Genomic DNA, 22,361 nt, shown 5'->3' on the forward strand with positions numbered 1-22,361 from the left:
AATGAGGTTTTCCTGAGGCTATTTTTGAGGGAGAGGGGTGGCAAATCTTACTGATTTTAGAAATTCGTCAGCAGTTTCATTGGGGGTTATGACGAATTTAAACAATTCGTTAGGTGGCTGGATGGTCACAAACTGAAGGTCACAAAAAAGGCCGAAGCAGCGTTGCTGTTTCGGCCTTGGTCGATTGTCATTCTGAGCGAATGCGAAGAATCTCCAAGAGATCCCTCACATGCGCTCGGGATGACGACTGCAACTTCAAGCCATCACTTTAACCAGGCTTCCAGCTCATCGGCGCCGCCAATGCACTGGCCGTCCACGAATACCTGTGGGGTGGTGCCGGCACCGCTGATGGCGGTCAGCGAGCTGTAGCTGATGCCGTGGCTGCCCAGCTCAATCACTTCGTATTTCAGGCCTTTGCCATCCAGAGCCTGCTTGGCGCGGGTGCAGTGCGGGCAGCCCGGTTTGGTCAGCATGGAGATGCGCTTGGGCAGCTCGGCGTTGGCATTGATGTAGTTGAGCATGGTGTCGGCATCGGAGACCTGGAACGGGTCGCCTGGAACATCCGGCTCGATGAACTGTTTCTCGATCACGCCGTCGTTCACCAGCATGGAGTAGCGCCAGGAGCGATCGCCGAAGCCCAGATCGTTTTTCTCTACCAGCATGCCCATGCCGCGGCTGAAGTCGCCGTTGCCATCAGGTAGAAAGGTGATGTTTTCCGCGTCCTGATCTTCCTGCCAGGCGTTCATCACAAAGGTGTCGTTAACCGACAGGCAGATGATGCTGTCCACACCCTCTTTGGCGAATACCGGAGCCAGCTCGTTGAAGCGAGGCAGGTGGGTAGAGGAACAGGTTGGGGTAAAGGCGCCGGGCAGGGCGAACAAAATAACCTTCTTGCCGGCGAACAGGTCGTCGGTGGTGACGTTTACCCAGTCGTTGCCCTGACGGGTGGGGAAGGTAACCTGAGGTACTTTCTGGCCTTCGCGATTCTCTAACATGATGTGTCTCCAGTTGGGTTGTTTGCTTAAGTTGGAAACAGTATAGGCAGAGATTCTTGATTGATAAATTTATATAAATTGATTTTATTGATCTGAAAAATAGATTAATTGGTGTGGAGTTCTTTCATCGCGGCGTTCCATTCCCCTTTGATCGCCAGCGGCAGGTGGCGCAGAGCGTTGTGAATGCTGTCTTCAATCAGTTGTTGATCGGCCTTGGGGGCTTTCTTCAGCACATAGCCCGATACCTGTTTGGCGTTGCCGGGGTGGCCAATGCCGAGTCGCAGCCGGGCAAAATCCTTGCTGTTACCCAGACTGGAAATAATATCGCGCAGGCCGTTGTGGCCACCGTGGCCGCCACCCAGTTTAAAGCGGGCGATACCGGGCTCCATATCCAGTTCGTCGTGGGCCACCAGAATGGCTTCGGGCTCAATTTTGAAGAAATTGGCCAGTGCACCGACGGCTTGGCCGCTGCGATTCATAAAAGTGGTGGGCACCAGCAGGTGTACCGGGCGATTGTCGATCAGGGCTTTGGCGTAGTGACCAAAGTATTTTTTCTCCGGCGCCAGGGTGGCGCCATAGGCGCGGGCCACTTCGCGAACAAAATCTTCGCCGGCGTTATGCCGGGTGTTCTGGTATTCGGTGCCGGGGTTGCCCAGACCTACGATCAATTTTATCGGTGTGTTCATAATCTTTGGTCATGTCATCCCGAACGTATGTGAGGGATCTCCTTGGAAGAGATCCTTCGCTTTGCTCAGGATGACATGGTTTGCAGTGTTGTTGATTGGAAGAAACAAAAACGGCCGGGAAGTCAGACTTACCGGCCGTTCTCTGGGTTACTGAGAACAATAAATTACTCAGCAGCTTCCTCGCCTTCACCACCTTCGCTGGCTTCTTCGTCAGCAGCGGCGCCCTTGGGCTTGGCAATGCTGGCGATGGCCTGATCGTGATCCGCGCCGTGAGACAGCTCAACAGACTCAACGCCTTTTGGCAGTTTCAGGTCGGAGATGTGGATGATGGTGCCAACTTCGGCATCGGCCAGATCCACTTCGATGAACTCAGGCAGGTTGGCTGGCAGACAGCTGATTTCCAGTTCGGTAGCGTTGTGGGAAACCTTACCGCCCTGCAGCTTAACACCTTTACAGGAATCTTCGTTGATGAAGTGCAAAGGTACCTTGGTCTGCAGTTTCTTGGTCTTGGAAACTCGCAGGAAGTCAGCGTGCATGATTTCAGCTTTGGCCGGGTGACGCTGCAGGTCCTTCAGGATAACGTCTTCGCTCTTGTCACCGATGTTGATGGTGATGATGTGAGAGTAAAACGCTTCGTTTTCCAGTTGCTTAATCAGATCTTTGTGGGGGATCTGGATGTTGGCTGGCTTTTTCTTGCCGCCGTAAACGATGGCTGGAACTTGGCCGTTAAGACGACGCAGGCGGCGGCTCGCACCTTTCCCTTGGTCTTCACGGGCTTCTGCATTCAATACAAAATCTTCAGACATGAGTCTTTCCTCAAAATTAAACTGTCGGGTTCCGCGACCAGAAACGACGACAGGGTTTTAAAAACTTGAGCCCACAACTGTAAAAGCTTGTGGGCTCAAGGTGTTGCCGAGTGCGATGTGTTATTGATCAAACATCGCGCTCAGGGATTCTTCGTTGCTCAGACGGCGCATGGCCTCGGCGAGCATCACTGACAGGGTCAGCTGGCGGATCTTACCACAGTTTTGCAGCTCTTCGCTCAATGGAATGGAGTCCGCTACCACCAGTTCGTCCAGAACCGAATTTTCAATATTGCTCAGTGCCTTGCCAGACAGTACCGGGTGGGTACAGTAGGCAACCACTTGTTTGGCACCGAAGTCTTTCAGTGCGTTGGCTGCACCACACAGGGTGCCGGCGGTATCGACCATATCGTCGATCAGGATACAGGTGCGACCGTCAACGTCACCGATCAGGTTCATGATCTCGGCCACATTGGCTTTCGGGCGACGTTTATCGATGATCGCCAGATCAACACCCAGTTGTTTGGCCAGTGCACGCGCGCGAACCACGCCGCCGATATCCGGGGAGACCACGATCAGGTCTTCGTATTTCTGGGCGCGAATGTCGTCCAGCAGTACCGGAGAACCGTAAACGTTATCAACAGGTACATCAAAGAAGCCCTGGATCTGCTCGGCGTGCAAGTCAACAGTCAGTACGCGGTCGATGCCCACGGCGACCATCATGTCGGCAACTACTTTGGCGGTAATGGGTACCCGGGCAGAACGAACACGGCGATCCTGACGGGCGTAACCAAAGTAGGGAACAACCGCGGTGATGCGGCCGGCAGAGGCGCGACGCAGGGCGTCGACCATCACAATCAGTTCCATCAGGTTGTCGTTGGTCGGTGCGCAGGTGGACTGCACAACGAAAACGTCACGACCGCGAACGTTCTCGTTCAGCTCAACGGCCACTTCGCCGTCTGAAAATTGGCTTACGGTGGCATCGCCCATCGGGATGCCCAAGCGATCAACGATTTGCTGTGCCAGTTTCGGGTTTGCGTTCCCGGTAAAGACCATTAAGTCAGCCACGTGATGTACCTTCTGGTTTGTTCACAAATTCTTGCTATCAAGAGTTCAAAGTCAGACTCTTAATATAGAAGCTTCGCGCTTGAATGCACTGCGTATTTAATGAACGCAGTTGCTGAGAGAAGGTGGAAGGATTGACTCGGCCGTCCGGGCCTCGCCCTTCGGGTTCGCTTCGCGAATCTAAAATTGCTCCTGGCAATTTTGTCGAACCTTCTGTGAAGGTTCTTATCCTTCTGTTAAGAAAGCCTACTCTCTCGCCGGAGCATCAAGTTTGGGAAACTTGCTAAAGGAATATGGCTGGGGTGGAAGGATTCGAACCTTCGCATGACGGGATCAAAACCCGCTGCCTTACCGCTTGGCTACACCCCAGTGGTGTCAAACTGTACCGGACAATTGTTGGTGGGCTGGTGAGAGATTGACTCCCTTGGCCACAAAGCCTTTCAGATCTTCTGGAGCCTGCTCCAGAATTGCTTCGGCCTGTTCTCGTGATTCGAACTCGGCGAATACACAAGCACCTGTTCCGGTCATCTTGGCGGGGGCGAATTTTACTAACCAATTCAGTGCCTTAGCAACCTCTGGGTAAAGTTTTTTTACCAGTGGTTGGCAGTCATTTTGGCCGCCCTGCTCAAGAAAGGCCGCTACTGTAATGGCGGAGGTGTCTCTTGTCAAATCTTTATGTGAAAAAATTTCCACGGTGGATACATGGCAATCGGGGGTCAGCACCAGATAGTATTTTTCTGGCAGTTCCACCGGTGTCAGCTGTTCACCGATGCCCTCGGCCCAGGCCGTTTGCCCGTGGATAAAGACGGGTACATCGGCGCCCAGTGAAGCGCCCAATTCGGCCAGTACAGGCAGTGGTAGATTGAGTTGCCACAGGGCATTGAGGGCCAGCAGGGTGGTGGCGGCATCACTGCTGCCGCCACCGATGCCGCCGCCCATGGGCAGTTGCTTGTCCAGTTCAATGTGTGCCCCCAGTTTTGTCTGGCTGTGGCGTTGCAGCAGGCGGGCGGCGCGAACAATCAGATTGTCTTCGGCGGCGACCCCTTCAATGTCGGGTGACAGGGTGATATCAGGGGTGTCGGTGCAGCAAAACGTCAATTGGTCGCCGTGATCAAGCAGCTGAAACAGGGTTTGCAGGTTGTGGTAGCCATCGGCTCGGCGGCCGGTGATGTGCAAAAACAGGTTGAGTTTGGCGGGGGCGCTCAGGGTCAGAGTGTTGTTCATATATAAGGCGGTCAGGGTATTCCGGCAGGTTACCGATCAGTAGATCTTCCAGTTTTTCATGATAAGGGTCAGGCGAATGCCTCGGCGTTCGGCGATCATCTTTTGCGGCAACATCCAGCCAGAAAAGGATTTATAACGCTGATAGCTGACTTGCCAGCCCGATTGCTGCAGCGACACCAGACGCCCATCCCGATCACGCTCTTGCGTTGTCACGGGAGACTCCGGTGATACCAAACCACGTCCCCAGTAGTAGAGTTCCTCCACCGGCAGACTCCAGCCCAGGGTTTCCTGCATCAGTTGTTCGGGGGTGTCTGCAAATACAGGCAGTTTGTCTCCGCTGGTAATGCTGACCTGAGAGTCGTTGCCGCGAATCCAGGTGGCGCCCTGTCCCAGCGGCCCACTTAAATGAATGGCGTAGCGGTGGGGTTCCTGCATCCAGTTGTAATACAGGCTGCCGGAGTTGTCGGGCAGGCGGATGCCAAGCTTGCCCTGTACCTGCCAATGGCGGATGCTGGCCAGAATGGTTTGATAGTCTCCGGTGGCGGTGTCGACTGGCGCCTGTTTTTCAATGGCCGGGCGCTGAAATTCGGTTTTTGGTGGGCGGCTTTGGGTTTTGGATTGGGGGCTGCTGGTGGTTTTGGCCGACGACTGGCTCGCCGGCTCGTGGACTGGTGCCGGCGGTATGGTTTTCGGTTGACTGCTGCAGCCGATCAGCCCGACCAGCGTCAGGCACACGGCGATAAACTTGAGGGCTGGCGCCCGTAGGGGGTACTTCATTGTGCTTTCAGGCGGTCCATGGTTTCAGTGATGATGCTGCTGTCAGGGGTCAGCTTCAGGCCTCGCTGCCAGATACTTTCGGCCTGATCTTTATCCCCCATAAGCCAGAGTACTTCGCCAAGGTGTGCGGCTATTTCATGATCCGGCATCAGGTTCATGGCCTGACGCAATCTTACCAGCGCTTGTTCCAGATTGCCCTGTTTGAAATGCAGCCAGCCCATGCTGTCAATGATGGCTGCGTCATCCGGGCGAATTTGAATGGCTTTGGTAATCAGGATTTCCGCTTCCTCAATGCGATCGGTGCGATCCACCAGGGTATAACCGAGGGCGTTGAGTGCTGTGGCGTTGTTGGGATCGTATTTCAGTACGGTGCGCAGATCCTTTTCCAGCCCTTCGAGACTGCCCCGTTGCTCGTGCAGCATGGCGCGGCTGTAGAGCAGCTTGGTGCTGGTGGGAAACAGTTCAATGGCCTGATTCAATACGATTTCGGCCGCCTGCAGACGCTGGTGGTTGGTGAGGACTTCCGCCTCCAGCAGAAACAGGCGTTCGGCCTGATCTGGAAACTTGGCGCGCACGGCGTTCAGTCGCAGGTGGGCTTTGGCTTCCTCATTGGCTTTAACCAGAATGTCGGTGGTGTGCAGCAGGGCGGCGACAAAGTCGGGGCCGGGTTCTACCAGCAGGTAGTGTTCAAGAGCCTCTTCCCATTGCTGGTTGTCCTCGGCGATGCGCCCCAGATAGTAATGCGCCGATGAGCGTCGCTGCGGAAATTGCAGCAGGTCGGTAAAGTGCTGGCGAGCGCCCTCGGTATCGCCCAGCTCCCTTGCGATCAATGCCAGGCTGTAGCGCAGTTCCGAGTCTTGCGGGGTCTGCTGCAGCATGATTTCAAACTGTTTGCGCGCCCCTTCGAGATCAATGCCGGCCAGCAGGCGTGCGTATTGCAGGCGCAGGCGTTGATCCCGGGGATGGTCTTCCAGCATTTGCTCCAGACGGATCATGGCTTTGTCGGTCTGCCCCAGCGTCAGAAGCAGCCGAGCTTCCAGAGTTGCTGCCGGAATCAGTTTGGGCTCTATTTTTAGGGCTTGCTGGGCGTATTCCAGAGCTTCTTCCGTCTCACCCTGTTGTTGATGCAATAACCCCAGACCTACCAGCAGCTCGGTGTTGTCGGGGTAGGTTTGCAGCAGCTGGCGGTACTTTTCCTGCAGTTGTTCGCGCTGGGTGTCGGTACTTTCGGCGGCCAGTGCAGCAATGCTCTGGAAAATGGAAGTACCTTTTTGTTGCTGCAGGTAGATGGCGTGCTCCACCGCTTCCAGCAGTCGGCCGTCCTGAGCCAGAGCGTTGCCGGCGGTAAAGCGGGCTTCGAGATCGTTGGGTGCCAGTTCGGCCCAGAGCGTAGCGGCATTGAGTATGGCTGGTTTGGCATTGAGATAGCGGGCAATGTGGGTGGCTCTTGCCGCGACCCCGGCGTCACGGGTTTTGTAAGCCTGTTGCAGGTAGTTGCTCAGGGCAATGTCATAGCGTTCCCGACTGCCTGCCAGTTCTGCGGCGATCAGCGAGTAGAGAGTGTCGGCTGGAAAGGGGCGTGCCGGTATCTCCTCGGTTGCCGGTTCTGCCGGCGTTGGAGTGGGTTCAATAAGGGTGACGCTGTCTTGCGCTGGTGGCTGTTGTACCTGAGTACTACAGGCTCCCAGTAGCAGGGTGGCCAGACTGATGGCCAGGGGCAGTGATCTCATTAATGTCTTCTATTTATATCGGTTTCAGAGGTGGTCAACCTTGGACAACCTTACCTGTGATTGGTTACAGGGGGAAGTGTGGAATATTTTTGAGGGTAATTCCTGTCTGGGAATAAATTTCTCCAGGAAAAATGCGGTTTTACTGAGAATTCCCTTGTCATGGGCAGTCAGGAATCGGAAAATTGGCGGCTTTGTATTTTCCCGGCAAATTTTATGACCCTGTTGGCCTTTGGCATCAATCACAATACCGCTTCCCTTGATTTCAGGGAGCAGGTTGCGTTTGCTCCTGATCAGGTGCAGACCGCTTTGCGCATGGCGTGCCACGATGCCGGTCTGGATGAGGCGGTAATCCTGTCAACCTGTAACCGAACCGAGCTGTATGTTCATGGCCGGGGTGTAGAGGGCAACGAGGGTGGTCGCAGTGCTCTGGATTGTCTGAAAGAGTGGCTGGTGCATTTTCAGGATCTGAGTCACGGCGAGCTGGATGCCTGCCATTACAGCTATCAGGACGGTGAAGCCATCGAGCATATGATGCGTGTGGCCAGTGGTCTGGACTCCATGGTGCTGGGTGAGCCCCAGATTCTCGGTCAGATGAAATCCGCCTACGCGGTGGCCTGTGAAGCGGGCACTGTGGGTCGCTACTTGCACGGCGCATTCCATCAGACTTTTTCGATCGCCAAGCGCGTGCGCACGGAAACCGCCATCGGTGAAAACCCGGTATCGGTAGCCTATGCCGCGGTGAGTCTGGCGCAGCAGATCTTCTCGGATTTAAAACAGGATACGGCATTGCTGGTGGGTGCGGGTGAGACCATTGAACTGGTGGCACGGCATCTGACGGAACAAAAAATTGGCAGGCTGATTGTGGCAAATCGGACCCTGGGTCGCGCCCATGAGTTGGCTGAAAAATTTTCGGCAGAAGCCATTTTGCTGGCAGATATTCCGGAGCATCTCCATCGGGCCGATATAGTAATTACCTCCACTGCCAGTCAATTGCCACTGCTGGGTAAAGGCGCCGTCGAGTCGGCCCTGAAAAAACGCCGCCACAAGCCCATGTTTATGGTGGATATCGCGGTGCCTCGCGATATTGAAACTGAAGTGGCCGATCTTGAGGATGTGTACCTCTACAGCGTTGATGATCTCAAAGAAGTCATTGATGAAAATATGCGCTCGCGTCAGGAAGCTGCGGAAAAGGCACGGCAGATAGTGACAGAGGGTGCCGGTCAGTATTTGCAGGAATTGCGCGCGCTGGGCTCGGTCAATACCATCAAGGCCTTTCGTCAGAAGGCCGAATCACTGCGTAATCAGGAGTTGCAGAAGGCCATCAAGGCGCTGGAATCCGGAGCGGCTCCGGAGCTGGTGGTGCAACAGCTGGCTCGCGGGCTGACCAATAAATTACTGCACGCCCCTACTAAGCGTTTGAAGCAGGCGGGTGCGGCAGGTGAAAACGAATTGCTGGAATTCAGTAACCAATTATTTGATTTGACGGACAAGCGGGATTGATTCCGCTGGCCGGACTTCACTGAGTATTCACTATGAAAGCTTCCATTCAGGAAAAGCTCGACAATCTTTGTGATCGCTACGACGAGGTAAGCGCCTTGCTGAGTGATGCTGAGATCATTTCCGATCAAAATCGTTTTCGCGATCTCTCCAAAGAGTTTGCCGAGCTGGAACCGGTAGTAAAAACCTACGCCAGTTTTCAGCAGGTACAGGACGATATTGAAGAGGCCAAAGGCCTTTTGAAAGACGGCGATGCCGATATGCGCGAGATGGCTCAGGAGGAGTTAAAAGAGGGCGAGGCGCAAAGTGAAGAGCTGGAGACCGAGCTGCAAAAACTGCTGCTGCCAAAAGACCCCAACGATCACAAAAACGTGTTTCTGGAAATTCGCGCTGGTACCGGTGGTGATGAGGCGGCCATTTTTTCCGGTGACCTGTTCCGGATGTATTCCAAGTACGCCGAATCGCGCAAATGGAAAATGGAAATTCTCAGTGAGAATGCCGGTGAGCACGGCGGTTACAAAGAAGTTATTACCCGGATTGTGGGGGATGGCGCCTATTCGCAACTGAAGTTTGAATCCGGTGCTCACCGGGTTCAGCGCGTGCCTGAAACAGAATCCCAAGGGCGCATCCACACCTCGGCCTGCACCGTGGCCGTGATGCCTGAGGCCGACGAGGTCGCCGAGGTCGACATCAATAAGGGTGATCTGCGGATTGATACTTTTCGAGCCAGTGGCGCTGGTGGTCAGCACGTCAACAAAACCGATTCTGCCATCCGCATTACCCACTTGCCTACGGGCGTTGTGGTGGAGTGTCAGGATGAGCGCTCGCAGCACAAAAACAAGGCGCGGGCCATGTCGTTACTGGCCGCCAAGCTGCAAAGTGCCGAAGAGGAAAAAGCGGCGCAGGGCATCGCTGATGAGCGTCGCAATCTGGTGGGCAGTGGTGATCGCTCTGAGCGCATCCGTACCTACAACTACCCTCAGGGCCGGGTGACGGATCATCGCATCAATCTGACACTCTATAAGCTCAACGAAATCATGGAAGGGCAGGTGGATGAAGTGATTCAACCGCTGGTCCATGAGTATCAGGCCGATCAGCTTGCGGCTCTGGCCGAATAAACACTGCGCGCATCGCTTCGGCTATGAATGTGGCAACCATCCAGACTTGTTTGCAGCGGGCATCCGAGTTGAGCGAGATCAGTGATTCTGCGCGTTTTGATGTCGAGCTGTTGTTGTGTCATGTGCTCGATTGCGATCGCAGTTATCTGTTTACCTGGCCGGAAAAATCACTGACGGCTGAACAACTGCAGCAATTTGATGTCCTATTGCACCAGCGCCTCGAGGGGCGTCCGGTGGCCCACCTATTGGGAACCCGGGAATTCTGGTCGCTGCCGCTGCAGGTCAATGATTCCACTCTGATTCCTCGCCCTGATACCGAAGTGCTGGTTGAGCAGGTGTTGGCTCTGACTTTGCCGGCTGACGCAAAGATTCTGGATTTGGGAACCGGCACCGGCGCCATTGCTCTGGCGTTAGCCAGTGAGCAGCCTCGTTGGCAGATTACCGCTGGGGATTTTTCCCGGGATGCCGTAGCCCTGGCGCAAGCCAATGCCAGGCAGCTCGGATTGAGTAATGTCCGGGTGTTGCGCAGTGACTGGTTTGCTGCGGTAGATGGCGAGCAATTTGATGTGGTGGTCAGTAATCCACCCTATATTGATCCGGCTGATCCCCATTTGCAGCAGGGTGATGTCAGGTTTGAGCCGGCCTCTGCTCTGGTGGCTGACGATGAAGGCTTTGCGGATCTGTTTTATATCGCCAGCAAGGCCCTTACTTTTTTGAACCCTCGTGGCTGGTTGTTGCTTGAGCATGGATTCGAGCAGGCCGGGCGGATGAGGGAAAAGCTACAACAGCTGGGCTACGATTCTGTAGTGACCCTGCGCGACTACGGTGGTAATGATCGGGTTACTCTTGGGCGCAGGCCCTAATTTTCAGGAGTTTCTTGATGCATCAAATCAGTGGTCGCCGGGGGCTGGGAATTACCCTTGCTCTGGTGACGGCGTTTTTATGGGGGGTCTTACCCATTGCCCTGAAGGTCGCCTTGCAGGAGTTGGATGCCTATACCGCCTGTTGGGTGCGAATGGCTGTCAGTGGTTTGCTGGTGGGTTTATTTCTGGCCTGGCGGGGCGAATTGAAGCCGGTTGCAACCCCTTCACTGGTGTTGCTGTTAATGTGTGCCGTGGCCGTTTTCGGCTTGCTCGGTAATTATCTGTTTTACAATTTTTCCCTGCAGCGCCTCAATCCCGAAACCGCCCAGTTGATGATTCAGGTGGCGCCGTTTCTGGTGATGGTTGGCAGTGTCATCATTTTTCATGAGCCCTTTTCCAGACGGCAGATTTTCGGTGCTCTGCTGGTGGTGGTCGGGTTGCTGACTTTTTTTAATGAGAATCTGATGCTGTTGCTCGATTCAGGCTCCAGCTTCAGCCGTGGGGTGATGCTGATGATGGTGTCGTCGGTGGCCTGGGCCGCTTATGCGCTGGTGCAGAAAAAATTGCTGCGCACCATGAGTTCGATGAGCATTATGCTGATGATTTATATTGCCGGCGGATTGCTGTTTTTGCCCATGGCGGATCCGGCAGCAATACTGGAAATGAGCCCGTTACCGCTGGCCATGTTGTTGTTTTGCTGTGTTAACACTGTGCTGTCCTATGGCGCATTTTCAGAGTCCATGAATCACATTCACGCCTCTCAGGTCAGTGGCATTATCACGGCGGTGCCGGTGTTTACCTTTGTGGTGATGAGTGTTCTGGTGGAGTTCTGGCCTGAAAACTTTCAGGCTGAAGAGCTGAACCTGTTGGCGTATCTGGGTGCTGCTATGGTGGTCGCCGGTTCGGCCTTGGCGGCGATGGCGAAAAAAGCCTGAATCAATTAACGGTTAATGCCAGCTTCTGTACTTTGGGGGTGATGGCAAAGGTGCCGCTGAGGTTGAGAGTCAGATCCAGCAGCTCATCCCAGGGATCGGCGTCGCGCATGCCCTTGATCGCTTTGTCGATGGCATTGGCTTTGCGCAACAGGGTTTGCAGTTGTGGCTGCTTGAGGTGGCGCAGAGCATTTTTCACCAGCCCCTTGCGCTTGTCCCAGACGCCGGATGTTTTGCAGGCCCAGTCAAACTGTTTACCCTGATCCACGCTGTGGCAGACCTGCAGCAGTGTGCGTATCTCTCGGGCCAGGGCCCAGAGTACCGTGATCGCTTCGGTACCTTCACCGCGCAATCCATGCAGGCATTTGACGGCCGCGCGGCTGTCGCCATGCAAGGCTTTGTCGATCAGGCTGAAGACGTCATAGCGGGCGCTGTCGGTGACCATGCCGCTGACCATTTCCGGTGTGACCTGTCCCTGCGGTGCCAGCAGCTTCAGCTTTTCCACTTCCTGAGCTGCGGCCAGAAGATTGCCTTCCACCTGAGCGGCCAGCAGGCTGATGGTGTCACGGTCGGCAGTAAGGCCGGCACTGCGCAGTCGTTGCTCCAGCCAGTGGGGCAGTTGCTGTTCGTTGATCGGCCAGATCTGTACCGTAACGCCGACTTTATCCAGTGCTTTAAACCACTTGCTGCGCTGGGCATTGCCATCGAGTTTGGGGGTGACGATTAACAGCAGGTTGTCTTCAGAAGGTTGGCTGGCGTACTCCACCAGAGCTTTGGAGCCGGCATCGCCGGGTTTGCCATTGTCGATGCGCAACTCAAGAATCTTGCGCTCGGCAAACAGTGACAAGCTGTTGGCTTCGCTCAGCAGCTGGCTCCAGTCAAAGCTTTTGTCACCGTGGTAGATGACGCGTTCACTAAAGCCTTGCTGGCGCGCATGAGCGCGAATCTGATCACAGGCTTCCTGAGCCAGCAGCGGTTCGTCGCCGCTGATCAGGTAGATGGGGGCCAGCTGCTTTTGCAGAGCACTGGAAAGCTGTTCCGGTCGCAGTTTGGCCATTGTGGGTCTTACTGATTGTCTTGGGTTGCTTCCGGAGCGGAGACCGGAGCGGCACTCAAAAAGCGCAGACGATTAAGAATCTGCGACGCCAGTTGCGGTTTCATCTCCTGGCGAATCAGCTCTTCTTCTTCGTTTTTGGCGATGACGTTATCGCGGTCGTAGCTGTAAGAGCGAATCACCTGAGCCGTAGACTTGGGTACCAGGATCAGGTCCTCGGCGTTGGTGATGGAGTAGTCTACCTCGTAGGTCAGCTCGTATTCCGATGCTTCGCCACCGCTGGTGACAGAGATGGTGCGGCGCTCGTAGCGCTCGTTGCTCAGGGTGATGGTGTACTGTGCATCGGCCCTGTTTTCAGTAACGGTGACGTCGTTGGCTGCAATCAGGCGGTTGAGCTCTGCCTCGGTGACATTGCCCTGTGACTGGTTGTCAATGTAGAGGCTTTGCAGGTCGCTGGGCAGATTAAGATCGCCGCGCAGGTGCCAGCCGCAAGCGGTCAGAAGGCTCAGTGACAGTAGCAGAGTCATTATTTTTTTCATTGTGCTTCCCTGGTCTCCGGGTTGTTTATTAGTGAACGGTTGTGGTTATTGTTGGGAGTAGTTACTTAACGGCAAAGGTTACCAGTTTACCCGGGATGACTTTGCACATTTTGATTTCCTTATCCTGCAGGAATTTTTGAACATTCTCGTTGGCTTTGGCCATTTCGATGATGCTGTCGGAGTCGGCGTCCGGGGCCACTTCCAGTTTGGCCCTCACTTTACCATTAATCTGTACCACCAGTTCAATGGAAGTTTTTACCAGTGCCGCTTCGTCCACTTGAGGCCAGGGGGCATCAATCACATTGTCGCCATTGCCCATTGCCTGCCACAGGCTGTGGCTGATGTGGGGAACCACGGGTGCCAGCAGCAGGGCCGCTGCTTCCAGAGCTTCGCGTTCAACCGCGCGGGTTTCCGGCGTGGCGCGGTCGGCCAGCTTGGTGATGTCGTTGAGCAATTCCATTACTGCCGCGATGGCGGTGTTGAAGGTTTGGCGGCGACCATAGTCGTCGCTGACCTTGGCAATGGTCTCATGGGTTTTGCGGCGCAGGTCGCGCTGCTGATCATTGAGGGCGTCGACGTTCAGTTTGCCTGCATCGCCAGCCTTGAGGTGGGCCGCGGTGGTTTTCCACAGGCGGCGTAAAAAGCGGCTGGCACCTTCCACGCCGGAATCGCTCCACTCCAGAGTCTGCTCTGGAGGTGCGGCAAACATGGTGAACAGACGCACGGTGTCGGCACCGTATTCATCTACAGCCGTCTGTGGGTCAATACCGTTGTTTTTGGATTTGGACATTTTAGTCATGCCGCCCAGTTGCAGCTCACCGGCGTCCGGGTGAGAGGCGGAGGTGACCTTGCCCTTGTCATCTTTCTCCAGGGTGACTTCGGCCGGGTTAAACCAGTCTTTGCTGCCGTCGTCGTTCTGGCGGTAGAAAGAATCGGCCAGCACCATGCCCTGACACAGCAGGCGCTTGAAGGGTTCGTCGCTGTCGACCAGACCTTCGTCGCGCATCAGCTTGTGGAAAAAACGGGCGTAAAGCAGGTGCAAAATGGCGTGCTCAATGCCACCGACGTATTGATCCACCGGCAGCCAGTAGTTGGCGGCATCGGAATCGAGCATGCCTTCGGCAAAGTTGGAGCAGGTGTAGCGGGCGTAGTACCAGCTGGATTCCATAAAGGTATCGAAGGTGTCGGTTTCGTGCTCGGCACCTTCACTGTGCCAGTCGGCCTTGCGCCACTCGGGATCGGCTTTGATCGGGGAGTGCACGCCGTCCATTTCCACGTCTTCGGGGAGCAGTACCGGCAGACGGTCGGCCGGCACCGGAATTTCACCGCCGTCGGGCAGGTTCAGCATGGGGATTGGCGCCCCCCAGTAACGCTGACGGGAAACGCCCCAGTCGCGTAGGCGGAAATTGGTTTTGACCGAGCCTTTGCCTGAGTCAATCAGGGCCTTGGCAATGGCATCGAAGGCTTTCTTGAAGGTCAGGCCATCAAACTCGCCGGAGTTGATCAGTTGGATGTCGCTCTTGCGGGCATACCACTCTTGCCATTCGCTGCTGTCAAAGTTGTCTTCGCCTTTCTTGGTGCTGGCGATCACTTGTTTGATAGGCAGGTCATATTTGTTGGCGAAGGCAAAGTCGCGCTCGTCGTGGGCGGGCACGGCCATCACGGCGCCGGAGCCGTAATCCATCAGCACGTAGTTGGCGATCCATACGGGCACTTCTTCGCCGGTGATGGGGTGGGTGGCCTTGAGGCCGGTATCCAGACCTTTTTTGTCCATGGTGGCCATATCGGCTTCGGACACGGAGTTGGTTTTGCACTCCTTGATAAAGGCCGCCAGTTCGGCGTTGTCTTCCGCCAGTGCCAGGCTGATGGGGTGTTCGGCGGCAAGGCTGACATAGGTCACGCCCATCAGGGTGTCCGGGCGAGTAGTGTAAACGTCAAAGCTGTTATAGCCGGCCACTTCCTGAGTCAGGCCAAAGGTCATTTTCACGCCCTTGGACTTGCCGATCCAGTTGCGCTGCATGGTTTTTACCTGCTCTGGCCATTCAGGCAGATTGTCGAGGCTCACCAGCAGTTCGTTGGCGTAATCGGTGATCTTGATAAACCACTGGGCCAGTTCCTTGCGCTCTACCGGTGCGCCTGAGCGCCAGCCGCGACCGTCGATTACCTGCTCGTTTGCCAGTACGGTTTGATCCACCGGATCCCAATTGACGGTGGCCATTTTCTTGTAGACCAGACCTTTTTCGTAGAGGCGGGTAAAAAACCATTGCTCCCACTTGTAGTAGTCGGGGCTGCAGGTGGCCAGCTCGCGCTTCCAGTCGAAACCGAAACCCAGTGATTTCAGCTGTTGCTTCATGTAGTCAACGTTGCTGTAGGTCCACTTGGCAGGTGCCGTGTTGTTCTTGATGGCGGCGCCCTCTGCGGGCAGACCGAAGGCGTCCCAGCCCATGGGGTGCAATACGTTCTTGCCCTGCATGCGCTGGTAGCGAGAGATGACATCGGTGATGGTGTAGTTGCGCACATGGCCCATGTGCAGCTTGCCGCTGGGGTAGGGGAACATGGCCAGACAGTAGAATTTTTCTTTGCTGGTGTCTTCGCTGACCTCAAAGCTGCCTTTTTGCTCCCAGGCCTGTTGCGCCTGAGCTTCGATCTCTGAGGGGTTGTATTGCTCTTCCATTTGTTCCCGTAAACCTGTTGTGTCTTTGCGGTGTCGCAGTGATGGTTGAAATGGCGGCTGAAAGTGACTCCCGAAATCAATTCGGGATGTGATCCAAGTGCCGCTCGACAAAGCCGGCCATTATAGGTGTTGTAGCCCGATAATGCGATGTCAGAACGAGGGGTTTAGGCCTTTTTTATCGGCTCGAAACGCGTATAAGCCTGACTCTGTATAGATAAAAATGGCCTTAGTATTACTGGTGCCTTTTTAGGTGATGACTGATTACTGTACTAGACTGAAGAGGTGGCACAGGAGTATGCACTTACTGTCTGGTGCATGACTGGTTATGCGGTGCAAAGGCTTTTTGCGGGCCGGCGGTTTTGAGTGTTTTAGAGGTATGGGTGGTGTCTATGGTGCAACGACAGAGAGCTGATCAAGATGGGCAGGCGGCCGAGGTGTCTGTTAAAGACCGGTTGCTGGAAATCAATCGCCCTGCCCAGCGAATTACCATTGATTCACCGGATGAGGGCAGTAGTGCCGATCCGGTTGATGTTTCACCCTTGGAAGATTCGGTCGCTTTGGGGGCGGGCACTAGCAACAAGCCTCAGGGGGATCAGGGTTTCTGGCATGAGCTCTTGTCTGAATTGATGTATCTGGAGGCCACCAGTGCTTACTGGGCTTTGCAGGCCGCCAATCCGGCGGATATCGACTATCAGAAATTGCAGCGCAGTCTGCAGTCGAGTCAGGTAATCGCTGCGGGAGAGACGGCCAGTAATGAGCATCTGACCTGTCTGCAATGTTTTCATCACTATTTTGCCCAGGGTACGGTGGAGCTGGCTCCCTGCCAGTGTGGCTGTCAGTATTTTTCGGTGGGTCAGAGGCACTAAGGAGTCGGGGCCCGGTTTGCATTGAGCCAGTTACAGGCAGTCTCATGGACGGCCTTGTTTTAAGGGCCAATATTCCTTGAGGCCTGTATTGGATGTGTTAGAATGCGCCACCTGATTCGGTGCTGATTGTCGCCGATGACATAATAAAAATAACGATAATAAGTAGTATCACTATGGTTCACTCAGAAGCTTTAGGCGCTTCCCAGTTTCGGGATGCGTTGTTCTCCGATGATTGTCATTGGGAAAAATTATCCCTTAAAAATCGCCTTGATCAGGATATTGAGTTACAGATTCAGTGCCATCTGTTCAAAGGTCGGTTTCATCTGCTGATTCGTTCGGCAAATCCTGTTGAATCCCGTAAGCTGCAAAAAAGCGCTGAGCATATTGCCCGTCAGTTGGTGGATTTGATCAAGGTCGCTCCAGATAATCTCAGTTTTGTGCTGGTTCAGGAAAACGACCCCCAGAGCTGCTGGCGCTGGGCATTTCGTTGGGTGGGTAACTCCCCTTTGCACTCTTCAACCACCGAGCTCACCGATGCTGCTCAGCAGCGCCTGTTTTCTCAGGTGATTCAGCGCGGTGCGCAGTTTCCTCTGATCATGCGCGTCGGAGACGTGGCTTGAAATAAAGGCGCTAATGTCTGAAACAAGCTAAACAAAAAAGCCCCCGCGGATGCGAGGGCTTACTGCACAACCTCTGACCCATCAGGGTTTGCGGCCGCTGATTAGTGGCTGGAACGGCTGGCCAGCCATTTAGCGCTTTCCTTCCAGACGACCTTCTGTGCTTTGCTGCCCAGAATAACCCCCATGTGACCACCCGGAGCAACGTGAAACTCGGTGTCCTCTGTCGCCACAACTTCGGTGCTTGCCTGAGCGATGGAGGGCGGCACCAAGTGGTCGGTTTGACCGGCAAATACCAGCAGGGACGACTCAATGGTGTCGAGCTCGGCAATGGTGCCGTCGGATAGCTCCAGTTTGCCCTTCGCCAATTGATTGTCGACGATCACCTTGGCGGTCATGTCCTGCAGTACACCGCCCGGGTAGCGCAGCATATTGTTGAGATAATCGGACGTAGTTGAGTGGGACTCGACAAATTCCCGATCCCACAGGCGGGTCAGCAGATCCCAATAGGTGGTTACGCTGGCGACTGGTGCGGTTAGCTTGAAGGCCAGTGTGGTCATCCAGGGAGGCAGACTCATCAGTGAGGAATCGACGTCTTTCATGCTCATGCGGCCATAGTTTTTAACCAGTTGCGCCGGCCCGTTGAGGGCCTGGGATACGCCGGCTATGACGCCGCCACCCTGCAGCAGATCAATAGGGCTGGCTACGGTAACAATATTGCGGATGTTGGGGTCTTTGACCTGGCCTTGATGCAACAGGCACAGCAGACCGCCCATGCACCAGCCCATCATGGACAGTTGTTCGCTGCCACTGTGTTCACGGACTTTGGCCAGCGCTTCGCTCATCATGTGATAGGAGTAGTCGCGCAGATTCAGACGCTTGTGCTCTTTGGTGGGCTTGCCCCAGTCAACCAGATACACCTTGTAGCCCTGAGCCACCATGTAGCGCACCAGACTGCGCTGCGGCATCAGGTCAAAGGTCTCGGTGGTTACACCCAGTGGTGGCACCAGAACCAGAGGTATATCGTGCTTGTTCTGCTGGATCTCCATGGTGCTGCCATCGGCCAGCTCGATTTCGTCTTCGCCTGGCAGTTCGTAGTAGCGCACCGACATCGGGTCGCCATCGAGAATCAGCTCAAACCAGGTCTGCCCTGATTTGACCAGTGTGTCGTGGCGAAACAACCAGTCGACGCCATTGGCTGCGGTTTCAGAAAATTTTTGGTTAAAGGCCAGGCCCTGATCCAGCAGCATCTGGGTAAAGCGATTCATGCTTGCGCCTCCTCTGGCAATAACAGTGACTCCAATTCTGCGAGTGCCTGATCCATATAGAGGGCCATACGCTGCAGGCGTGGCAGGGTGTCGCGGGCGCCGGTCAGGCCAATATTGATGGTGCCGTTGTAAATGGCGCAATCGAAGCTCAGGGCGCTGTACTGCATCAGGTGAGCCATTGGGTAGATGGCTTCCAGTTTGGCGCCGCTGAGGTAGAGCGCTTTCTCTGAGATTTCGTTATTGGAGATACCCACATTGAACATGCTGGGTACCATGCGACCAATGCCCCGGATGTGGCCGGCAATGATCGGCAGCGATGTCATGATCGCATAGGGGCTGCGGGCTTTCTCCGGCAGCGACGACAGGTAGTCGCGAGTGCGAACAATGGAGCGGTTTACCGCCTCAAACCGCTTGATCGGGTCGGCAATGTGGGTGGCCAGCGAGATACCGATTTTGGCAACCACTTCACGGTCATCACTGTCGACGTAGTCATTGAGTCTCAGAGCCCCTGCAGCGCGCAGGGGTTGGTCTGGCAGGGCATTGTATTCCTTGAAGAAGCGACGCATGGCGGAGCCGCACAGGTAGGCAATGATGGTGCTGTTGGTGCAGTTGCCAGCCTTGGTCAGTTTTTCGAAGCGAGTCATATCGTATTGCTGGGTGGCAAAACGTCTCTGACGATTGACGCTGGCATTCACTGAAGAGCGGGGGGCCAGACGAGGTGCCTTAAAGCCTTCCCCTTTTACCACGCTTTTGAACATTTTCCCGGCAAAGCTGCTGGTGGCTGCGACGGATTCGGTCAGCTCGTTGAGCTTGTCAGCCAGTTCGGCGGCCGGGCTATCGAAAGAGGATGCTTCAATGGTGTGCGTATCCCTTTCGATGGTCCAAAATGGGGGCATCAAGGAGTCGCCTTTGCTTGTCAGTACATCTCTGAGAATAGGGGCAACGTCCGAACCGTGAATCAGTGAAGGGTGCAGCTTGACATATATGGCAAAGCGGTTGTTTTCCAATCCTTCGATCAGGTGGAATTCCCAAAGTGGGCGATGCTTGTCCAGTGGATGGCTGTGCAGGCGCGACACCAGAATGCCCAGCTCGCGTTCGCCGCCGGGTGAAGGCAGGGCGTGGTGGCGAAAGTGGTAGTCCATGTCCAGAGTTCTGACAGTATCCATCTGGGGTGAGATAGAAATGCCATTGGGCCTGCGCAGTCGCAGGTTCCATGGGCTGACGGGTTTTTTGTGCGCCCGATACTGCTCGGCCAGCTCCTGCAGGAAATTGTCCGTATTGTCTTTTGGCAGCTGGAAGGTCAGGAGTGCGCCAATGTGCATGGGGGTGTCACGGGACTCCATGAGTAGCCAGCGGGCGTCCAGAGGGTTTAAGCGTTGTCTGATCATGTTGATGGTCTTGCTCTCAATCTGATGTTCGGTTGTTGCAATGGCTGTTTTGGCGCATTTATTAACGTGCCGCCATTGTAAGAAAAATCCCGTTGTTCTGTAAGCAAAATCTGCTCCGGCTTGACCGAATTTGTGACCTAGATCCCCATTCGGCTCTTCAGCCAGGTTTGTTGAATGATGTAGGCATCGGTACTGGCTCGATGGCGAGGGGCCGTGGTGGATTCAATAATCCTGCGTTTGGTCTCATCCCAAATTCCGATTTGTGCTTCTGTCAGAATCATTTCTATCGGCGAAAAACGGAATTCCGGTTCTTTGAGTGCGGCGTAAAACAGTTTTCGCAGCCAGGGGTAATCGTGGGCCCAGCCATCGGAATAGACGGTTGTTCCGACCAGTCTGCGGTTAATTTCTATAGCGATTTCCCTCGGGTCTTTGCCGTGGGTTTCAATCTCCCGGCGACTGATGCCGTGCACTGCCTCGGCGCTTTCAGACCAATGGGTCCAATCCGGCAGCGGCTTGATCAGGCTGCAGTAGCGATTACCCTTGTCATCTATCAGGCCGATCTCGATCGGGTAGCTGTCTGAGCCAAATCCCGACGCTTCTATGTCAACGATGATAGGGATGATGTCTTTTTTCACTGCAGATAATGGTTCCTGTGTTGATTGCTCAAGCCGGGGGGTGCTACAAGTCTGGCTGGCTGAGCAGGTAAGCCGCCAGTGCCTCACGCTCGTCAGCGGTTAACGGAAAGCGGGGCATGGGTGGATTCGGAATCAGAAGATACGCAGCCAGTGTGTCTGGTTGATAACGAGCGGATAAGTTTTGCAGTGATTTTCCGGAGCGATTACCTTCATCATTGAGGTGATGACACTGCAGGCAGTTGTGGCGATCGAATACTTTTTTGCCAAGCGTAACCTGTGCCATGGGAAAGTTCTGGGGGGTGGATGCCTGCTGGAGTTTTTCTGGTGACTGTAACGTGTCGCCCGGCTGCTGCCCATAGCAGACACGGTAAATGGTGCCGGCGTAATCGTCGGAGACAAACAGACAGCCGTCTACGGATTCGGCGATGTCCACCGGCCGGCCGATAATGTCGCCGTTTTGTTCGAAGCCGCTCAGGAAATCACTGCTGCTGATGTTGCCCTGTTCGTCCCAGTGCAGGGCGATGACTTTGTAACCGTCCGGCGTGCGGCGATTCCAAGATCCGTGCAGAGCCACCAAAGCGGTTCTGGCATAGTGCTCTGGTATTCTGGCGTTGCGGATAAAGCGAATGCCCAGCGGAGCATTGTGTGCGGCAAAACCGAACACCGGAGAGGTGGCTGTTGCCAATAGGTGTTCTTTGCCCTCGCCCATATCCGGATCCAGATCCCCGAAACCATTAATGTAGGGCCAGCCATAAAATTGATTCTTCTGGATATGATTGAGTTCGCAGGGCGGATAATCATCTCCCAGTAGATCGCGGCCATTATCGGTGGCGTAAATCTCATTGTTCCAAGGAGCCGCATCCAGACCGACGCTGTTGCGCAGACCCGAGGCAAAAATTTCTCCCTGACTGCCATCGAGTTCAAAGCGCATGATGCTGGCGCGGCGCGGATCCTCTTCTTCGCAGACATTGCAGGTAGAGCCCAGACTGAGGAACAGGGACTGGTTGTGTATCAGCAGCGAGCGGGTCCAGTGATTGCCGTTGTCTGTCAGGCCGGTGATGATGTGCTGGTAATCGCCGATCAGTTGGCCACTGGTCTGATCGAAAGCAACGCGACCGACAGCGTTTGATTCGGCAATATAGAGCCAGCCGTTATGGAGTGCCAGGCCGTGAGGGCGGGTCAAGCCATCAATCAGCACGCTCATGCCATCGTGGCGATTGTCGCCATTGGTATCGTGATTCAGTTTCAGGACACGACCCTGTCGAGGTTGGGATACCAGCAGGTCACCGTTGGCGGATGTTGCCATAAAACGGATGTGTCCCAGCTCAGTGGCATAGCGAACCAAACTGAAGCCTTCGGCTACTTTAAGACGCTGTTGGATGGTTTCGGTAGTTGGGGTATCAATGGTTTGGCCAAGCACGGTTTTGAGAATGGTGCCTGGGTTGGATACCGGGCCAAAGACAAACAGAGCTGTGACAGCAAGCACCAAAAAAAGGATGCCTGCGGACAGAAATTTGAACGCCTTGGAAATCAGTGACATTGCTATTGCGCTTTTTATTGTTTTTGAAGGTCTGTATGACAGTAGTTTTTCTGTTATTTGAAAGCAAGCGATATCAGTGGATTTAGGGGT

20 protein-coding genes and 1 tRNA gene are annotated in these 22,361 nt (G+C 54.8%); 6 read left to right on the top strand and 15 right to left on the bottom strand.

What is annotated here, in order from left to right; translation table 11 throughout:
- Positions 1-263: 263 nt before the first annotated feature.
- The 8 genes from ACPXV9_RS10820 to ACPXV9_RS10855 form a co-directional block, all read right to left on the bottom strand.
- Positions 264-995 (bottom strand): glutathione peroxidase, encoded by a 732-nt coding sequence (locus ACPXV9_RS10820; protein WP_423896810.1) that lies wholly within the window; start codon positions 993-995, stop codon positions 264-266.
- Positions 996-1,099: 104 nt separating this feature from the next.
- Positions 1,100-1,681 (bottom strand): aminoacyl-tRNA hydrolase, encoded by a 582-nt coding sequence (gene pth, locus ACPXV9_RS10825; RefSeq protein ID WP_423896813.1) that lies wholly within the window; start codon positions 1,679-1,681, stop codon positions 1,100-1,102.
- A gap of 164 nt (positions 1,682-1,845) precedes the next feature.
- Positions 1,846-2,487, bottom strand: coding sequence for a 50S ribosomal protein L25/general stress protein Ctc (locus ACPXV9_RS10830; protein WP_423896815.1), 642 nt, complete (start codon positions 2,485-2,487; stop codon positions 1,846-1,848).
- 120 nt (positions 2,488-2,607) lie between these two features.
- Positions 2,608-3,552, bottom strand: a complete 945-nt coding sequence (locus ACPXV9_RS10835; RefSeq protein WP_423896817.1) for a ribose-phosphate pyrophosphokinase — start codon at positions 3,550-3,552, stop codon at positions 2,608-2,610.
- Positions 3,553-3,843: 291 nt separating this feature from the next.
- A tRNA-Gln gene (locus ACPXV9_RS10840) sits at positions 3,844-3,918 on the bottom strand.
- Positions 3,919-3,924: 6 nt separating this feature from the next.
- On the bottom strand, positions 3,925-4,773 hold the full coding sequence (gene ispE / locus ACPXV9_RS10845; protein WP_423896820.1) for a 4-(cytidine 5'-diphospho)-2-C-methyl-D-erythritol kinase: 849 nt from the start codon (positions 4,771-4,773) through the stop codon (positions 3,925-3,927).
- 36 nt (positions 4,774-4,809) lie between these two features.
- The gene (gene lolB / locus ACPXV9_RS10850; protein WP_423896822.1) at positions 4,810-5,550 is read right to left on the bottom strand and encodes a lipoprotein insertase outer membrane protein LolB; all 741 of its coding nucleotides are present in this window, start codon (positions 5,548-5,550) and stop codon (positions 4,810-4,812) included.
- Positions 5,547-7,280, bottom strand: coding sequence for a tetratricopeptide repeat protein (locus tag ACPXV9_RS10855; RefSeq protein WP_423896825.1), 1,734 nt, complete (start codon positions 7,278-7,280; stop codon positions 5,547-5,549). Before ACPXV9_RS10855 ends, lolB begins: the two co-directional genes overlap by 4 nt.
- 213 nt (positions 7,281-7,493) lie before the next feature.
- Between ACPXV9_RS10855 and hemA the strand changes: the two genes are divergently transcribed.
- Genes hemA through ACPXV9_RS10875 form a run of 4 tightly spaced genes read left to right on the top strand, consistent with a single transcriptional unit; the run spans position 7,494 to position 11,693 of the window.
- Positions 7,494-8,780: a glutamyl-tRNA reductase gene (hemA, locus tag ACPXV9_RS10860; protein ID WP_423896828.1), complete on the top strand. Its 1,287-nt coding sequence runs from the start codon at positions 7,494-7,496 to the stop codon at positions 8,778-8,780.
- 32 nt (positions 8,781-8,812) lie between these two features.
- Positions 8,813-9,895: a peptide chain release factor 1 gene (gene prfA, locus ACPXV9_RS10865; RefSeq protein ID WP_423896830.1), complete on the top strand. Its 1,083-nt coding sequence runs from the start codon at positions 8,813-8,815 to the stop codon at positions 9,893-9,895.
- 23 nt (positions 9,896-9,918) lie between these two features.
- Positions 9,919-10,758, top strand: a complete 840-nt coding sequence (gene prmC, locus ACPXV9_RS10870) for a peptide chain release factor N(5)-glutamine methyltransferase (protein ID WP_423896832.1) — start codon at positions 9,919-9,921, stop codon at positions 10,756-10,758.
- A gap of 17 nt (positions 10,759-10,775) precedes the next feature.
- Complete coding sequence (locus ACPXV9_RS10875) at positions 10,776-11,693, top strand: DMT family transporter (protein ID WP_423896834.1); 918 nt, start codon at positions 10,776-10,778, stop codon at positions 11,691-11,693.
- A gap of 1 nt (position 11,694) precedes the next feature.
- Here the strand turns inward: ACPXV9_RS10875 and holA are convergent, their stop codons facing one another.
- From holA to leuS, 3 genes are all read right to left on the bottom strand, one after another.
- Entirely contained in the window at positions 11,695-12,747 is a 1,053-nt protein-coding gene (gene holA, locus ACPXV9_RS10880) for a DNA polymerase III subunit delta (protein ID WP_423896837.1), read from the bottom strand.
- A gap of 8 nt (positions 12,748-12,755) precedes the next feature.
- Positions 12,756-13,283, bottom strand: a complete 528-nt coding sequence (gene lptE / locus ACPXV9_RS10885; protein WP_423896840.1) for an LPS assembly lipoprotein LptE — start codon at positions 13,281-13,283, stop codon at positions 12,756-12,758.
- Positions 13,284-13,344: 61 nt separating this feature from the next.
- Positions 13,345-15,957: a leucine--tRNA ligase gene (gene leuS, locus ACPXV9_RS10890; protein WP_423896842.1), complete on the bottom strand. Its 2,613-nt coding sequence runs from the start codon at positions 15,955-15,957 to the stop codon at positions 13,345-13,347.
- A gap of 389 nt (positions 15,958-16,346) precedes the next feature.
- Between leuS and ACPXV9_RS10895 the strand changes: the two genes are divergently transcribed.
- Both ACPXV9_RS10895 and ACPXV9_RS10900 read left to right on the top strand, forming a co-directional pair.
- Positions 16,347-16,823, top strand: coding sequence for a zinc ribbon-containing protein (locus ACPXV9_RS10895; protein WP_423896844.1), 477 nt, complete (start codon positions 16,347-16,349; stop codon positions 16,821-16,823).
- Positions 16,824-16,996: 173 nt separating this feature from the next.
- Positions 16,997-17,443, top strand: a complete 447-nt coding sequence (locus ACPXV9_RS10900) for a hypothetical protein (RefSeq protein WP_423896847.1) — start codon at positions 16,997-16,999, stop codon at positions 17,441-17,443.
- A 101-nt stretch (positions 17,444-17,544) separates the two neighbouring features.
- On the opposite strand, the gene ACPXV9_RS10905 is transcribed toward ACPXV9_RS10900, so the two are convergent.
- From ACPXV9_RS10905 to ACPXV9_RS10920, 4 genes are all read right to left on the bottom strand, one after another.
- Positions 17,545-18,708 carry an alpha/beta fold hydrolase gene (locus tag ACPXV9_RS10905; protein WP_423896848.1) on the bottom strand — a complete coding sequence of 388 codons (1,164 nt, stop codon included), beginning with the start codon at positions 18,706-18,708 and terminating at the stop codon, positions 17,545-17,547.
- Complete coding sequence (locus tag ACPXV9_RS10910; protein ID WP_423896850.1) at positions 18,705-20,096, bottom strand: wax ester/triacylglycerol synthase family O-acyltransferase; 1,392 nt, start codon at positions 20,094-20,096, stop codon at positions 18,705-18,707. Before ACPXV9_RS10910 ends, ACPXV9_RS10905 begins: the two co-directional genes overlap by 4 nt.
- 137 nt (positions 20,097-20,233) lie before the next feature.
- Entirely contained in the window at positions 20,234-20,731 is a 498-nt protein-coding gene (locus tag ACPXV9_RS10915; protein ID WP_423896852.1) for a hypothetical protein, read from the bottom strand.
- 43 nt (positions 20,732-20,774) lie between these two features.
- Entirely contained in the window at positions 20,775-22,271 is a 1,497-nt protein-coding gene (locus tag ACPXV9_RS10920) for a PQQ-dependent sugar dehydrogenase (protein ID WP_423896855.1), read from the bottom strand.
- Between the last annotated feature and the right edge of the window lie 90 nt (positions 22,272-22,361).

Source organism: Candidatus Pelagadaptatus aseana (assembly GCF_040362265.1).
GTDB classification, from domain to species: domain Bacteria; phylum Pseudomonadota; class Gammaproteobacteria; order Pseudomonadales; family Cellvibrionaceae; genus Pelagadaptatus; species Pelagadaptatus aseana.